Source organism: Corallincola spongiicola (genome assembly GCF_004284785.1).
GTDB classification, from domain to species: Bacteria; Pseudomonadota; Gammaproteobacteria; order Enterobacterales; family Neiellaceae; genus Corallincola; species Corallincola holothuriorum.
The window spans coordinates 65,540-81,856 of the sequence record NZ_SHLY01000004.1; the positions used below are offsets into that span (position 1 = coordinate 65,540).

11 protein-coding genes are annotated in these 16,317 nt (G+C 50.8%); 6 read left to right on the forward strand and 5 right to left on the reverse strand.

Annotation, left to right across the window (positions count from 1 at the left end; translation table 11 throughout):
• The first annotated feature begins 256 nt into the window (after positions 1-256).
• Positions 257-5,143 (forward strand): alpha-2-macroglobulin family protein, encoded by a 4,887-nt coding sequence (locus EXY25_RS12450; protein WP_165419354.1) that lies wholly within the window; start codon positions 257-259, stop codon positions 5,141-5,143.
• Positions 5,140-7,422, forward strand: coding sequence for a penicillin-binding protein 1C (pbpC, locus tag EXY25_RS12455; RefSeq protein ID WP_207232168.1), 2,283 nt, complete (start codon positions 5,140-5,142; stop codon positions 7,420-7,422). The genes EXY25_RS12450 and pbpC overlap by 4 nt, the downstream gene beginning before the upstream one ends.
• Before the next feature lie 8 nt (positions 7,423-7,430).
• Here the strand turns inward: pbpC and EXY25_RS12460 are convergent, their stop codons facing one another.
• From EXY25_RS12460 to EXY25_RS12470, 3 genes are read right to left on the reverse strand one after another with little or no spacing between them, the layout of a single operon-like run.
• Positions 7,431-7,886, reverse strand: a complete 456-nt coding sequence (locus tag EXY25_RS12460) for a hotdog fold thioesterase (RefSeq protein WP_130567025.1) — start codon at positions 7,884-7,886, stop codon at positions 7,431-7,433.
• On the reverse strand, positions 7,883-8,245 hold the full coding sequence (locus tag EXY25_RS12465) for a hypothetical protein (protein WP_114338289.1): 363 nt from the start codon (positions 8,243-8,245) through the stop codon (positions 7,883-7,885). The genes EXY25_RS12460 and EXY25_RS12465 overlap by 4 nt, the downstream gene beginning before the upstream one ends.
• Positions 8,246-8,268: 23 nt before the next feature.
• Entirely contained in the window at positions 8,269-8,784 is a 516-nt protein-coding gene (locus tag EXY25_RS12470) for an LEA/WHy family protein (RefSeq protein ID WP_165419355.1), read from the reverse strand.
• 251 nt (positions 8,785-9,035) lie between these two features.
• Between EXY25_RS12470 and EXY25_RS12475 the strand changes: the two genes are divergently transcribed.
• Both EXY25_RS12475 and EXY25_RS18775 read left to right on the forward strand, forming a co-directional pair.
• The gene (locus EXY25_RS12475; RefSeq protein ID WP_246019558.1) at positions 9,036-9,461 is read left to right on the forward strand and encodes a TonB family protein; all 426 of its coding nucleotides are present in this window, start codon (positions 9,036-9,038) and stop codon (positions 9,459-9,461) included.
• Between the two features lie 102 nt (positions 9,462-9,563).
• Positions 9,564-9,737, forward strand: a complete 174-nt coding sequence (locus EXY25_RS18775) for an NF038104 family lipoprotein (RefSeq protein ID WP_165419356.1) — start codon at positions 9,564-9,566, stop codon at positions 9,735-9,737.
• Between the two features lie 107 nt (positions 9,738-9,844).
• Here the strand turns inward: EXY25_RS18775 and EXY25_RS12480 are convergent, their stop codons facing one another.
• The gene (locus EXY25_RS12480; protein WP_130567028.1) at positions 9,845-11,485 is read right to left on the reverse strand and encodes a SulP family inorganic anion transporter; all 1,641 of its coding nucleotides are present in this window, start codon (positions 11,483-11,485) and stop codon (positions 9,845-9,847) included.
• Positions 11,486-11,984: 499 nt separating this feature from the next.
• Here EXY25_RS12480 and EXY25_RS12485 point away from each other — a divergent pair, with 499 nt between their 5' ends.
• Positions 11,985-14,057 (forward strand): Ig-like domain-containing protein, encoded by a 2,073-nt coding sequence (locus tag EXY25_RS12485; protein WP_130567029.1) that lies wholly within the window; start codon positions 11,985-11,987, stop codon positions 14,055-14,057.
• A 219-nt stretch (positions 14,058-14,276) separates the two neighbouring features.
• On the forward strand, positions 14,277-14,930 hold the full coding sequence (locus tag EXY25_RS12490) for a 7-cyano-7-deazaguanine/7-aminomethyl-7-deazaguanine transporter (RefSeq protein WP_130567030.1): 654 nt from the start codon (positions 14,277-14,279) through the stop codon (positions 14,928-14,930).
• Positions 14,931-15,364: 434 nt separating this feature from the next.
• On the opposite strand, the gene EXY25_RS12495 is transcribed toward EXY25_RS12490, so the two are convergent.
• The gene (locus tag EXY25_RS12495) at positions 15,365-16,315 is read right to left on the reverse strand and encodes a M14 family metallopeptidase (RefSeq protein ID WP_130567031.1); all 951 of its coding nucleotides are present in this window, start codon (positions 16,313-16,315) and stop codon (positions 15,365-15,367) included.
• Positions 16,316-16,317 lie beyond the last annotated feature (2 nt).

Genomic DNA, 16,317 nt, shown 5'->3' on the forward strand with positions numbered 1-16,317 from the left:
ACAATGCCTCTCCATCTCACAAAAATGCGTTATTGACACACTTTCAAACAACCGAGAGATTACCAATTCGTGCGCCAAGTCTCACCTTGAAGTTAGTAACTCCTCACTTAAGCAATCCAGACTAACTTCATATACAATCCCCATAGTCCGTCGTTTTTCGTGCCGGATCTCAATCCTTTAACCTATCAAGCTGGTTCTCACTTGGCAGCTTAGTTATGCTGCGCCTCGAGACCAGAAGATGGAGAATTCAGCGGTCATGTTTAACTCTCGCAACCTTTTTGTATTATTTTTTGCTTGGCTGATTTTAACAGCCTGCGACTCCCCAAGTGAAACGAGTACAACAGCGGCACAGGGTGCCGCACTCACTCCTGCTGTCAACGCAATCGGCCCAGATGAAGATCTACTGGCGGAGCAGGAAAGCTTTTATCAAGGGAAAGCACTCACGCTGCTCCAGTCGGGTCAACGTAGTGTACTTGATGGCCCCGCTTTAGCACTCACTTTTTCTGTTCCCCTCACGCCACAGGATGATTGGAACAAATGGCTGAAAGCGTCGATAAAAGAAACGCTGGTCAACCAAAATTGGCTGCAATCCCAGGATGGTAAAACCCTGTATCTGCCATTTGTCGAGCCAGAAGTAGAGTACAAAGTACAACTGGCTGCGGGTCTGCTCGCCATTAACGGTGCCAGTTTACAGGAAGCCCAAACCTTAACCATCAAAACTCGTCCATTAGCTGCCGGGGCAGCTTTTAGCAGCAATGGCTCGGTATTGCCGTTAAATCAGTCGGCCAAACTGCCGGTAACCGCCATCAATGTCGACGAAGTGAATGTCGATTTTTTCCGTATTTCGCAAAGCTATCTGCCGCAGCTGTTAAGTTACTATTCACCAGCATCATCACTGGATAACTATGCACTGAATGAGTTGACGCAACAGGGAGAACGCGTCTATAGCGGACGTTTCAAACTGAACACTGAAGCCAATCGCAGACAAACAGTGTTGTTGCCGTTGTCCAGTGCAGAGCTGCAAAAAGCAGGCGTTTATTTTGCAGTGATGACCCCCTTGGGCGATTACAGTTGGGCCCATCAAACCACCTATTTCTCTGTCAGTGATCTCGGACTGCATGCCCGACGTTATCGCAGCAATATCACCTTGTTCACTCAATCTCTGAGTAACGGCAACGCCATTTCCCAGGCAAAAGTAGAACTGCTCAACCGCAAGGGAGAACTGATCTGGGACGGCGCGACAGATCTCGATGGTCGTGTCGATATTCCAGCCCATGACAAAGCGGCGCTGGTGCTTGTCACCAAAGATCAGCAGCTGGCCACATTGGAGGTCAGCCGTCAGGCGTTAGATCTTTCTGCCTTCAAACTTGGTGATACCACATACACGCCACAGCAATTCTATCTGTTTGCGCCACGGGATCTTTATCGTCCAGGCGAACAGATCAAGATGTTAGGGATGATGAGAGATGCCGACGGCAGAGTGCTTCCAGGCATGTCAGTGCAGCTCAAACTTACCCGTCCCGATGGCCAGGTAGCGTTCGAAAAAACGGCTCAACCCTCTGAATTTGGTGAATTTGATATTGAGTATCAGATACCTTCCGACGCCCTGCCCGGGCAATGGTTACTGCGACTAGAAAGCGCGGCAGGCAGCATTCGCCAACAGAGCATACTGATTGAAGAGTTCCTGCCGGAACGGATCAAAGTGGAGCTGGATGATACTTCGGAACAACAGATCGTCTCAGCAACCCAAGCCTACACCCTCAAAGTAGCCGCTGACTACCTATATGGTGCCCCCGCTGATGGCAATCTGGTCGAAGCCGAGCTGACCGTCAGTCTGGCGCGTCACCCCCATACACAGTGGGAGAAGTTTACCGTTGGTCTGGCAGACGATGAACAGCGAGAACGTTGGATCTACCTTAACGGCATCAACTTGAATGATGCCGGCACAGGCGAATTAAAGGTGACTCCGCAGCAAGCAACAGAGTGGCGTGAACTCAAAGGCCCACTGAGTTTTCAATACCTGGTCAGCGTCTATGAAGAGGGCGGCCGGGCAATCAACCGACGTCAGCAGAAAACCCTCTGGGAGAAAGAGGAGCAATGGCCAGGCATCGCGATGGAGTTTGATCCTGACAACCACGCCGACGGTAAACCAGCCGCTTTCTCTCTGCTAAATTTGGATTCTGCAGGCACCCCGATCAGCGGTGAAGTGCAGATCACCCTGACCAATGAAAATCGGGACTATTTCTGGCGCTATGATGAAGGCAGTGGTTGGTACTATGACAACACGGCTCGCCCCTACATCGAACTCGAAACACGGTTAAATCTCGACAGCGACAAGCCCACACGCTTTGCTCCCCCGCTCAGTGCGGGTGAGTATCTGCTTGAAGTCACCAACAGCCAGCAACACACCAGTAGTATTAAGTTCAGTATTGGTCATTGGGGCTACCAGCAGGTAGAAAATCTCAGACCTGATATGGTGAAATTGTCTCTGGACAAAGCCAGCTATCAAGCCGGTGACAGCGCCGAGCTTTCGATTGACGCACCCTATGACGGCTATGGCTTAGTGCTCATCGAAAATAGCGACCGCTTACTTTGGTGGCAAAGCCTGCCGCTGGATAGCGCTCAGCGCGAGGTCTCATTACCTATTGATCCCGCCTGGCAACGCCACGACTTACACATATCGGTGCTGATCGCACAACCAGAAGCCGAAGTCAGCGCCGATAAACCGATGCGTGCTCTTGGCATGATCCCATTGCCGCTATCTCGTGACGAGCGCCGTTTTGAGTTGGCACTGCAAGCACCAGAAAAAGCACTGCCACTCACCGAATTGCCAATCAAGCTGAGCTTGGGCAACGCGAAAGGCAGCAGCGCCTATGCAGTGATCGCCGCTGTCGACCAAGGTGCTCTCAATGTCAGTAACTACACACCAGAAGATCCCCTGGCCCGTTTGTTTGGCCAGAAGCGCTTTGAAATCGACCTGTTTGATAACTATGGCCGAGTGATCCATCGCTATACCGGACACGACGCCACGCTTCGATTTGGCGGTGACGCCGACGCAACGGAGCTCAAGCGTGGTGGCGAGCTGAATAACGACGTGCAGATCGTCTCGCTTTGGCAAGGGCCGGTGCGCTTTGATATCAACGGCGAAGCCGAGATCCCACTCGATCTGCCCGACTTCAACGGTGAGTTGCATCTGATGGCATTCGCGTTTAGTGATCGCCAGTTCGCTCTCAGTGAAAGTAGTTCGGTAATCGCCGCACCAATCGTCGCGCAACTCGGTGCTCCCCGCTTCTTGGCTGATGGCGATCAAAGCCAGCTAGCCTTAGATCTCCGCAATATGACGGAGACCGAGCAAACCCTTTCGATTAAAGTAGAAACCGATAAAAAACTGCTACTGCTGAAAGAGGCACTACCGGAGCAGATCACCCTGCAACCACAACAAAAGCAAACACTGATATTGCCGGTGATTGCTCAAGGACGCAGCGGCAGTAGCCACATCTCCATGGAGATTGGCAACGACGAGCTCAACATTGTTCGCCATTGGCAAGTGCCGATGCGTCCAGCCTATCCAGCGGAAACCAGAAATGAGCGCAAGCTTGTCGTGCGCCACCGTCCCTTTACCCTGAGCTCCAAATTTCAAAAAGGGCTAGATGCAGAGACCCTGCAAACCCAACTGGTGCTGGATGCCATGCCACCACTGTCTCTGGATCAACAGTTCAAACACCTGTTGCAATACCCTTATGGCTGTCTGGAACAAACCACCAGCCGCGGCTGGCCGCTATTGGCCACTAACAGTCACAGCCGCGCCAAACTTAACCTCACCCTGCCCGATGGTCTGGATCCGCAGCAAGCCATTGACGCAGCAATCACCCAGCTATTAGCGAAACAAAAAGGGAATGGCAGCTTTGCCCTGTGGGACAATCATGGCACAGAAGAGCCTTGGCTAACCGTCTACGCCACCGACTTCCTGTTAACCGCCAAAGATAACGGCTATCAGGTACCAAGCAAGGCACTAACTGCGGCGAAAGACAGGTTGCAGCACTACCTGCGCAGTGAGATGTTAAGCAGCCACTATTCCGAGGCCCCCAACCATACGCGACTGGCTTATCAGGCTTATGCCGCTTACCTGTTGGCGACCCAACAGCAAGCCTCTCTCGGCACCTTGAGAACTCTGTTTGACCGTTCGAAGAGCTTTGCCGAATCGCCGCTGCCATTGGTGCATTTAGGCATAGCGTTCAAGCTACTGGGCGACGAGCAACGTAGTACAGAGGCATTAGCACTGTCGCAGACTCTGCGCCGGGAAGAGAATAAATATCTGGCAGACTACGGCTCCCCCCTGCGCGACAATGCGATTGTGCTGGCGCTGTTAGCTGAACATGGGCTAGCCCCTGCACAACAGAATGACGGCTTGTTGGATCTGGCCGACCAACTTACCCGCCAACGCTGGCTAAGCACTCAAGACCGTGCCGCGCTATTACAATTGGCGCTGCAATTGGACGTAGAAAAAGATTGGCGCGCCACCATGAAGCTGGCAGGTCAGGCGCACCGCTTACAGCAAACCTCGCAATACACGCAACTTTGGCAGGGCAAAATGCCGAGTCTGAGTGTCACGACTCAAGGCGCAGACAGTGTTTACCTCGACCTGACCAGCGTTGGCTACCCGACCCGCAAACCGAAGCCGGTGAGCGATGGCATGGCAGTATCCAGACGCTATTATGATCGCGAAGGTAAGCCGCTGAACTTCGACAACATTAAAGTCGGTGATCTGGTTATTGTGCGCCTGACTCTGTCAGCATCACAACGGACACCGGATGCATTGGTGGTAGATGCGTTACCAGCAGGCTTTGAACTGGAAAACCCCAACCTGACTCACAGCATCCAGTTATCTGATCTGCAGATTGACAACCAACCTGCATGGCATGAGGGCTGGAGTGGTTATGTAAAACATCAAGAGTACCGTGATGATCGCTACGTCGGTGCCATTGATCTTTATGGTCGTGGCGAGCAGGTGCTGGTTTACCTGATGCGAGCTGTGACGCCGGGTACCTATCGTGTGCCACCTAGCTACCTCGAAGATATGTATCGGCCTAACTTGCGTGCCATCAGTGACACCCGTAATAAGCTGACCGTCTTGCCTCGGTGAAGAAACGGTTTGCCATTGCGCTGATTTGTACAGCGGTAAGTCTGTGGCTTTTAGACAGACTTTTTCCGCTGCCAGCGCCTTATCAGGAAAAACGCTTCTCTCAAGTCGTTGTGGCCGCCGATGGGCAGCCACTGCGTGCGTTTGCCGATAAACAAGGTATCTGGCGCCAGCCAACCACACCGGCACAGGTCAGCGCGAACTATCTAACGGCACTGCTGCACTACGAAGATAAGTTCTTCTACTGGCACCCTGGGGTTAACCCCTATGCATTGGTGCGTGCTAGCTGGCAGTGGCTACGTCATGGTCGCATCGTTTCTGGCGGCTCTACCCTGACCATGCAAGTGGCCCGCCTGTTGTCCCCCCACCGTCGAACACCGTTGGGAAAACTGCAACAAATAGCACGCAGCTTGCAGCTGGAATGGCACTACTCAAAACAGGAAATCCTGACGCTTTACCTCAATCTGGCACCGTTTGGCGGCCCCATTGAAGGGGTTGAAGCGGCGAGTCACGCCTATTTTGGCAAATCCGCTGCACAACTCAGTCAAGCTGAAGCAGCACTGCTGGCGATTATGCCGCAAGCGCCCAGTCGCTTTCGTCCTGACCGTTACCCACAAAGAGCACGACAAGCCCGCGACAAGTTGGTGAAGCGCTTAGTCGACGGTGGGATCTGGCCAACCACAGCGCTGACAGATGTTACCCTGGAGCCGGTGATCGCCCAACATCACTACCGCCCCATGTTAGCGCCGCTGTTAGCACGTCGGCTGGTGTCGCAATATCCCAATCAACCACTCCTGCAAAGCAGTCTGCAGAAACCACTGCAACAAGCACTGCAGCAACTGGCAACGGACTATTTAAGCCAATATCCGCTGCATACTGGCTTAGCCATCATGGTGTTAGACAACCAAAGCCAACGCCCCATTGGTTATCTAGGCAGCGGCGAATTTGGCTCGCGCCAACGTTTAGGCTATGTCGATATGGCGCAGGCGGTGCGCTCCCCCGGCTCAACGCTAAAACCGTTTATTTATGGCTTAGCCATCGATCAAGGACTGATCCACTCAGCATCACTGCTGGTCGATGCACCGCGCTTTTTCAGTGACTACCGGCCAGCGAATTTCAGTGGCAAGTTTCAAGGCCCCATCACCGCTGCAGATGCGTTAACCCGATCGCTCAACGTGCCCGCGGTAGAGCTGCTAGCTCACCTCGGGCCAAAACAGTTCTATACCCGGATGGTCAATGCCGGCGCAAAGTTCCGCCTCAGTGATACCCCCGGACTTCCAATAGCCCTAGGTGCGGCCAGTACCAATCTGGAACAGCTGGTGGCGCTGTATGCCAGCCTGATGAATGACGGCCAGCTAGCTCGCATCTCCTATCTCAAGGATGAAAAGATCACGACGCGGCCGCTGATGTCGCCGCAAGCCGCCTGGATGATTTACGAGATATTACGTAACCAACGTCGTACCGACCAACCGTTCGATGAGAATGTCACGGGGCGGCGTAACAACCTGGCCTGGAAGACCGGCACAAGTCATGGCCATAGAGATATGTGGGCGGTCGGCGTGTCGCCCAAATATACGATTGGTGTCTGGATCGGTCGTCCCGATGGCACCTCCATGCCGGGGCATTTCGGCGCACGCACAGCAACACCGCTACTCCTGATGTTAGCGAACCTATTGGCCGACAATACCCCTCCGCCGGCAGCACCGCCGAGGGTTATCGACACAACCATCTGCTGGCCTTTGGGTAAGCGCGCACTACAAACGCCCCCTGAACTGTGCCAAGAGCAACACCAGGCATGGTTACTGGGCGATCAAGAGCCCGCAACGTTACTGGCCGCGGAGGGTGAAAACGGCAGCTTGATGCAAAGCGTCTGGTTGACGGCAGAGGGCACGCCCACGCAGCAACGCTGTGATGATGCAGTACAACAGATCAAGATCGCACTATGGCCGCTGTTGGCAGAGCCTTGGGTCGCCAAGTCACAGCGTCGCCATCAACAACTGCCGATGCATGGTTGCGATAATCAGCCTGTGGCGCGACCACTGTTTGTCGTCACACCAAGACAAGGCTCGCGCTACTTACTGCCGCCAACACAAAGCAGCGTAGCAATCACTGCCAAAGTAATGGGCGGCGGCAACATCAAGTATTGGTATCTCGATGGCGAATTGCTCGGCCAAAGCAATAACCAACTCCAGCGCTTTTCTGTCAGCGCACCAGGCCGATATCAACTCTTGGTCAGTGATAATTTGGGGAACAGTGATTTAGTGGAGTTTGAGTTGAAATAAAGCGGAGTTCACTGGTTATTCGTGATCTCAGGAAGTACGGCTAAAGTCAGCCGACAACTGCAGCAAAGCTTGTCATTTTCATCAACAACATCGATCTGCCATACCTGACTACTGCGCCCTAGGTGTACCGCAGTAGCCTTCGCTGTGACCATTCCGGAGCGTGCCGGACGTAGATGATGTGCGTTTATCTGCTGCCCCACCACCAGCATCCCTTCAGGTGCAGCCAAATAACCTGCCATACTGCCCAAGCTTTCTGCTAACGCCGCCGATGCACCGCCATGCAGTAGCCCCATCGGCTGCATGGTACGCTGCTCAACGGGCATAGTCGCCAGCAGATGAGCTTGACCCAGTTCAGTGATCTTCATCCCCAGATGTTCACTTAAGGTATTGCGGTTCATTTGGTTAAGCGCGTCCAACGTCGCTGACTTATGCCAGATCGTCAGTGGCCTGTCGTCATTGGTCATTTATCTAACCACGCCAATGCTTCACGGCGGCTGGTAAACACCTCCGCATGCCAGGGATTTTCTCGTTGCTGCTGTTGCAGCACACGCATGGCGGCCATACTCGCCTTGCTGTAAACCAACACCGCCATCGCCTCAATCTGCGGCAGATCGGCTAAGCCTTGTTGTGCTTCGTAGGTATAGGTGTACTGATTAATCTTATTGATAAGTAGGCGAAATGGCGCACTGAAATTGGCCAATAGACAGTCGTGGTAGGCCTGCACATCCGACAGTGTCATCTCAACACCATCATCAACAATCACCTCGGCAATATCAGGCGCTAATTGATGAATAGTGACAACAGAAGTTCTAAATGTCGTCATAACGATACTCGTACAGATTCTGATTAATGACCCTTAGGCTTTATATCATCCAGCGTTAACACGCCGGTATTCTCAAACGGTATTTTTACCGAAAAACCCAAGCTGGTATGCAGATATCCGCTCACGTGGTAGTTAAGCGCATCGTCTTGAGCGCTGATAAATTTGAGCAATATCCCCGCGCCCTTGAACATATTCGTGGTGAGATAAAGGCTCACTTTCTCTTCACCAAACGGCTCAATGACTACTTCAGATGCGCCGACACCGGTAGCGACCTCTTTTCCTTCCACTTCCAGTGCAAGGTCCAGTCCCTCAATCGGCAGTGCTTGGTTGTTCGGGTTTTGCACATTGAGCACCACCAAGAAACGCTGCTCAAACAGATCACCACCTAAGCTCTTAATGCTGGACAAGCTGACATTTGGGCTTGCAAAATCCAAGCTGGCACAGCCTGCCATCAATAATAAAAATAAACTCGCTACCAGTTTCTGTTTCATTACCATCGATCCATCAGCCACATGCAGAGAAAAATCGGAATCCTTCATACTGCGCTTCCTACAACATCTGAGCATACTACCAGTGGTTATGAAAAGCTTTTATCAGGACAGAAAATGTCGATCTATGTTCGTCCTAAGTTCACAGTTAACTTCGCCCCTGGCTGGAAATATTAGCAATAACCTAATCAACAAATTGGCATAGCATAAGGGTTACGCTACTCTGAACAAAAGCCAACCAACGACATACCAGACGAATCAATTTTGTCTGTTTTCTACCGACCATAGAGTTAGTGCCATTGATGATTTTAAACACGGCCTCAGTGATTTCAGCTGCTTGTCTCACCCTGTTTTTAGTTTGTACCCCCGCCGTAGCGAAAACAGAACAACAGTCAAATGAGCGCTCACAGGAGAACTCAAAGCCACCACTTAAGGCTGAGCCCAGTAGCCCAATAGCCAATGCGCCAAGCCCTATCGTCAGAATTGAACCGAAGTATCCGATGCGGGCTGCCAGAGATGGGATTGAAGGAGAAGTCGTGGTCGAAGTCGTTATCGATGAAATAGGCGGTGCCGATCAGGTTAATGTTGTCACTGCAAAACCAACCGGCATCTTTGACAAAGCCGCAATAAAAGCGGTCAAACGCTGGAAGTGGCGACCAACAATCGGAGCCAACGGCCCCGAAAAAGTCACAGCAACCTATAAATTAAGATTTCAGTTGGCATCTTAGAACAACAAAAATCAGCCCCTGCCACGCAAATTCTGATCCACGACGGGACAACGAAAGCACAACTCGATATGCTGCTCTCGATTCGAGAATTGGAAAAATGAAATGCAGTACAAAGCCATAAAATTGTTATTAGCGAGCCTGATCATTGTTCATCTATCAGGCTGCGTTGCCGCGGCTGTCGTGGGCACCGCAGTAGGGGTAACAACGAGTGTTGTAGGTGGCGCCGTTGATGTGGCCGATGCCGTCACTCCCGACATTATCGATGATGACGATTAAGCGTTCGCCAAGCTGACATCGATCGATAGTGCTTTCAGGGAGCAAGGCATCACCCTGCTCCCTTAATCTTAAACCGCAGCACAACGATTTTCTTTCAGGCAAAACCGCTAAACGGTTTGCAATGCCAGCTCCAGCGCCGCAGTACGACTATCTAGCAAGTGCTCTTTGCCCAGCAGATCTATCAACCCCATTCTGGCCAATTTGTTTCTGGCTTCCTCGGTACGTACTACCAAATAAACATGCTTTTTCAGCTCAATCGCTTCAGTAATGGTGTTTTCCACCGCCAGAGAAATCGTGTCATCAATTAACGACACTTCACTCAGATCGATCACCACCGTTTGATGCTTCTCTATTTTTTGGTGTTGTCTGGACAGCGCTTTAGCCAAACCAAAAATTAACGGCCCGCTGAGATACACCAACAAGATCTTGCCTTTGGCTTGATTCAGGATCTCCTGTTCTCTCGGCTTCAATGGCACCTCATCATCGATGTCACTGATCGCCTTTATACTTTGCGCTTGTGAACGGCTTAACTTCTCAATGATGATGATGTTGGCAACAAACACCCCAACCCCAACGGCAACGATGAGATCAACAAACACAGTCAACAACATCACCGCGTACATGATCAGTGTCGAATACCAGGACACTCGGTGGGAACGTTTAATAAAGCTCCAGTCGAGAATGTTCAGGCCAACCATGGCAGCAATACCGGCCAGTACCGCCAAAGGGATCACTTCCAATAGGTCTGCGGCACCAAACACTGCAATCCCCAGTACCGCCACCCGCATTACGCCGGATAACGCAGTTCGTCCACCCGCTTGAATATTTACCACGGTGCCCATGGTTGCGCCGGCACCCGGCAAACCACCAAACAGGCCCGACACCAAGTTGCCGACGCCTTGACCGATAAGCTCTTTATCCGATTTATGCTCAGTACGCGTCAGGTTGTCAGCGATCACCGAAGTCAGCATCGAGTCGATACATCCCAACATGCCCAACACCATGCCATCGAGGATCATGGTAGTTATCTGATCGGCCGTAAATGTGGGGAATACCAGACCGGGTAATCCCACTTCAATCTCACCAATTCGGCGTACTTCCCCCAAATCGAACACCAGCACTGAGACCAGCGTGATACCCACCAAAGCGATGAGTTGCGGCGGCACCATCGCCTTGATTTTTTTCGGGGTAAAAACCAGCACAGCGAGGGTAGCGAAGGCTAAAAAGATCTCTATGGTGATCGCATTAGAAATCAGTTCCGGCAGGGCTTTGAGTGTCCCCAAGGCTCCGCCACTGGGCGCAGCTTGCCCAAGGAAGGGTGCCAACTGCATGATTAATAAGATGAAGCCAATACCGGACATAAACCCAGAGATCACGCTATAGGGCATCAAGGTGATGTATTTACCAAGCTTTAGTGCACCAAAGGCGATCTGAAACAGACCGGCGATCATCACCACAGTAAATGCCATGGCAATGCCGTTTTCTGGATCCGTAGCCAGCATATTGGTGATCACTGCCGCCATAATCACTGTCATCGGCCCAGTAGGCTCGGAGATCAGCGTGGGCGTACCACCAAACAACGCAGCGAATAATCCAATCAGCAACGCGCCATAAATGCCCGCCTCGGCACCTGCCCCAGAGGCAATACCAAAGGCCAGTGCCAGCGGCAGTGAAACGATGGCCGCGGTTAAACCACCAAACAGGTCACCGCGGATGTTTTGTAAGCTTATGGCATTAAACACGTTCAATCGTTACCACCCCAATCTAATGCGTAGTTATTCGTATTCTTATTTAGTTTCGAGGGCGAGAGTTTATCCCGTTCGAGGTAGTTTTTCCAAGCAGTGTTAACAAACGGCTAACACCTACTTGTCATATCAATCATCAGGCCACAATTGGCTCTATTCAAATAAGCGATATACGGCTAGTTATCTGGGTTCATTTGCCAATTCAAATTGGCGCTTTTATAAGCTCTGCAGGGCAAAAAAACAAAGCGCTCATCAGTCGTTTCGGGAGGACTCAACACTTAATTTAGGTTCAAATTAATTAGCTTTTTATTCATGAAATGTAAAGTTAAACGTACCACCTCAAATTATGACAATTTGAATAACAGGTTGATAAACAAGCAAACAAAAGAAAGAATGAAACGGTAAAATATATCCACACTATAGGTGTGGACACTGGTTATTGTAAGACAGTCAATCACTGAATTAAATTTACACTGAATAGATTCCAAAGGAGTGGAAACCGATGAAGCCATGGATATTACTTAGCAGTTGTTTAGTAGTGACAGCCTGCGGAGGCGGCGGGGGCTCAGGTGGTGGTACCACCTTACAAGCACTCAACGACAGCTACACAGTCCGTCGCGCCCAGACCATAGATTTAGATCTACTCGCCAACGACACATACAGTGATCGCGCCAACGTAACCATTAACCTACCGCCATCAAATGATTACACTCTGGTGGATGGCAAAATCCGTTTTACCGCCCCCGATGCCGACAGCTTCAATATTACCTTCACTTATTCGATTACCGAGGACGGACAAGAGTCAGAAAACGCAACCGTGACGATTGTCGCTGAAGCGGTGCCTCAGCCCGGTCTAATTGACGCAAATAGCGACACAGCAGTCACCACGATTAGCCAGCCGGTAGAGATCGACGTACTCGCCAATGACACCGTTCCCAATGGTGAACTCTCTCTCACTGAGATTTTTCGTGACGCGCGCAATGGCACGGCACAGATCATAGATGGCAAAGTTTTATACACACCAAATGCTGATTTCTATGGCACCGATTACTTCTCATATAGCGTCGAAGATAACACTGGCAACGGATATGGCGGTGTCAACGTATCGGTATTGGTGCAAGCACGTACCGAAGGCAGGTTTCACTCACTGAAAATCGGCGACGTTAAAGACTTCTCCCTTGAAGACACAGGCTTTACTATTTCCAGAGAAACCTCCGATGAAGGGTATGCAAATACCGCTGGCGTAGGCGATCTCAACGCAGATGGTTACCAAGACGCCATCATCTGTTACCCAGATGAATCCAGTGCCCCCGAACTTACCGAATTGGAAAAAGCAGGTGAGTGTGAGTTAAAGCTGGGTGCCGACCGCGATAGCAACTTGCTGCCATTGCACAAACTCTGGGGTACTCAAGAAGCGATGCAGCTGGGGATCAGTGCCAATGCCGCAGGTGACGTCAACAATGATGGCTATGATGACTTCCTCATACAGGCAGGCGAAGGCAACCAACAGCGCTGGTTCCTTATATTCGGCGCTGAAAATTTACCTACCAATCTACTTGTAGGTAGCGAAGCAAACGCTGTGACGCTTGAGCTATCAACATCACAACTGATCCTGGCACTGAGCGGCATTGGCGACGTCAATAACGACGGCTATGCAGATTTCTCGCTGGTAAAACGGGTCGACCTTGCGGATGACACTCAACAAACCCGCTTGCAGATCGTTTTCGGCTCTGAAGCAATACAGGCGAGCAACACACCGCTGGATCTGGACGCTTTCACTCGCCCAGAACAGAGTATTAGCTATGTTGAAGCTGAAACCTTGCCTACGGGGGATCACTTTCGATTCGGCAGCTTTCTTCATCCCATGGGAGACATTGACCAAGATGGTTACGATGATTTCTCTATCAATGCAGCACAAACAGCAGGCCCGAACAGTAATGAAGATGGCTTAATCATTTTGTTCGGTAAGCAGGACTACAGCGCGGAGCCTACCTCTATATCTACCTTAAATAGCGTGTATCTGACAGCAGGTACCGTGCCAGTAGAGCCTCGGCTTATTAGCGGTGGTGCAGGTGATTTTAATGGCGACGGGAAGAATGAGGTGCTGGTGCAAGATCAAGAGCAGGTCTACGCCATCGATCTTAGTTTGGATAAACAGGGACGCTTATCGATTTTGGACCCGAACCGACAGATCACCATTATTTCCAGCTTCTTTCGCTACGCTTATCCGAGAAACCTAGGTGATATTAATGGTGATGGTATCGATGATATCTCCATCAACAATGTAGCTAAAAGCCAAAAGCCTTTGCTTCTAATCTACGGGCGACCAGACCTGAGCCCAGAAATATCTGTAGACGATCTAGGAAACCCAGAGCTTACCGATGGCACGGTAGGTGCTGTCATCCATAACTACGCAACGTCCCCCAACCATGACTTCAACATATGGAGCTCGCCCGTCGGTGACATGGATGGCGATGGCTATGCCGATCTACTGATTGGTGGCTACGCGAACGGCGATTACGATACTGACGCTGAATACACCCTACTATTTGGCGCTCGTCACTGGGGGCGTTAATCTTTTCTCCGCTGTGAACGGTAAAAACCGAAGCCCAGTGCTTCGGTTTTTACTACGGCCACTGCCATGACCCGATAAAACCGTACCCCATCAGCACCCCCGTTATCACGATCATCAGCGGAAAAACGACCAATTGTTGACCTTATTAAGGTAGATGTGGAATACTCCGCCGCCCTTGGGTTCTCTCACCCCAATCAACAAAAAGACACAGGTCATTTTATGCAGTTTTTACAGCTCACCGAGGCGCAGCGCCGTGGTGTTTTTATTCTGGCAATGTTTCATATTGTCACCATCACCGCCAGTAACTATCTGGTGCAGCTCCCGTTTACCCTCTTTGGTTTTCATACCACTTGGGGAGCGTTTACCTTTCCCTTTATCTTTTTAGCCACCGATCTGACGGTCAGATTAGTCGGTGCAGCGCGAGCCAGACAGGTGGTGTTTCTCGCCATGGTACCCGCTCTGATCGCCAGTTATCTGATCTCTGTACTGTTTTTTGAAGGGCAGTTTCAAGGCGCATCAGGGCTATATGAATGGAATGGCTTTGTTGCCCGCATCGCTTTGGCCAGCTTCTTAGCCTTTGCCGTTGGCCAACTGCTGGATATCTTGGTATTCAACCGCCTGCGCCAGCTCAAAACCTGGTGGGTTGCCCCGGCAGGCTCCAGTATATTTGGTAACGGTGTCGATACCCTGCTGTTCTTCTCTGTCGCGTTCTATGCCAGCTCTGACCCGTTTATGGCGGAGCACTGGCTGGAGATCGCTTGGGTTGATTACGGCTTTAAGTTGATAGTCAATCTGGCACTGTTTGTACCGCTGTATGGCATGCTGCTTAACTATCTGCAGCGACGCTTTTTCGCTGTCCAGCCAGCTTACTAGACAAGCCTCCAAACAAGGAGGCGCGTGCTAATGGATAACTTGCTAAAGGACTGATGGAAAAATGATTAACATCAGCTCGAAATCAGCAAAAGTGAGCTTTAAATAGCATAATGAGTATTGATAAAGCAGCGTTAAGAACAGCCATATTTTACGGTTTTGGCATTTCGTTTGGGATATATTCCGGCACTTTGATTTGGCAGTGGTTTCGGGAGCGAAGCCATGAACATATGCTATCCGCAGAAGGGATTGGGTATCATTTATTCCTGCTAGTGATTTGCTCAATCATTTCCTATTACAAACTTATTTCAAAGCCTAAAAGCTAAACATCTGTTTGATTGGATGTCATGCTGTTAAAAAGCCGAAGCATAGGCTTCGGCTTTTTCTAAGCTCAATTGGATAAGTCACCGCGAACAGTTTATCCCCGTGCGTGTCTTTTACTGCGCAAGCAGATAATCCAGCCCGCCCGTCACCGCCGCGATCTGCGCCTGAATACAGTTTTCATCATCTACTTTCGGGCTGTCTGGGTAGACTTCTGTAGTGGTGACAAACGCCGCTTGTGAGAAGCCGCCACATAAAGCCAGTTTGGTTTTAGCGTAATTAATCACGCCTTTCTGCTCCAGCGGTGCACCGATAATCATGCCGTTTTCGTCGGGGGGCGCAATATGGGTGACTTTCTCCACCGCATCAATGACTGCCTTCTGAAATTCGGGCACAGGCTTTTCTGTATCACCCACCAGATAAAACCCATCAGGAATATTCCAATTATCCTGGGTAATACCATCCCTTGCCGCCCGGGCAGGTCGAAACTCAGCATTGTCACTGTCTGTGGTTTCATGCAGGTCGAAGTGGGCATAGATATTCACCGCCAGTGATTCTATGTAGGCCATTAGCTGCGCCGCTTCTGGTGAAGGCGAATCGGCGCAAAATGAACGGTTGGGATCAACCGCATCCGGGTTCCAGCGGTTGATGGTTTCGTATCCCCAAGGGCTGACACAGGGTGCCACCAATATATTGAAATCTTGCTGATACTTTTCCAACTGAGTTTGGGCAAAACGAAGCGCCCCTTGTACCCCACTGGTCTCATAACCATGCACACCGCCGGTGATCAATACCACTGGCTTATCTGCCTGCCACTGTCGGCTTTTCACAATAAATAATGGGTAGGCATCGGCATTCTGCTGCTCAGTAAGAGTCGGCTCAATTTTATAAGGTAAGGCGCCGTACTGAATAAGCTCGCCGTGTTCACTTAATTCGCTCAGCTTTTCCAGCACCTCTGCTTGATAGGAACGTTTAATACGTTGCGCTTGCAGCCATTGCTGTTTCTGTTCTTCGCCCCAGGCTTCGCCCGGCGTACCGATAGGATAATGTGATTGTTTTTCTGTCATAG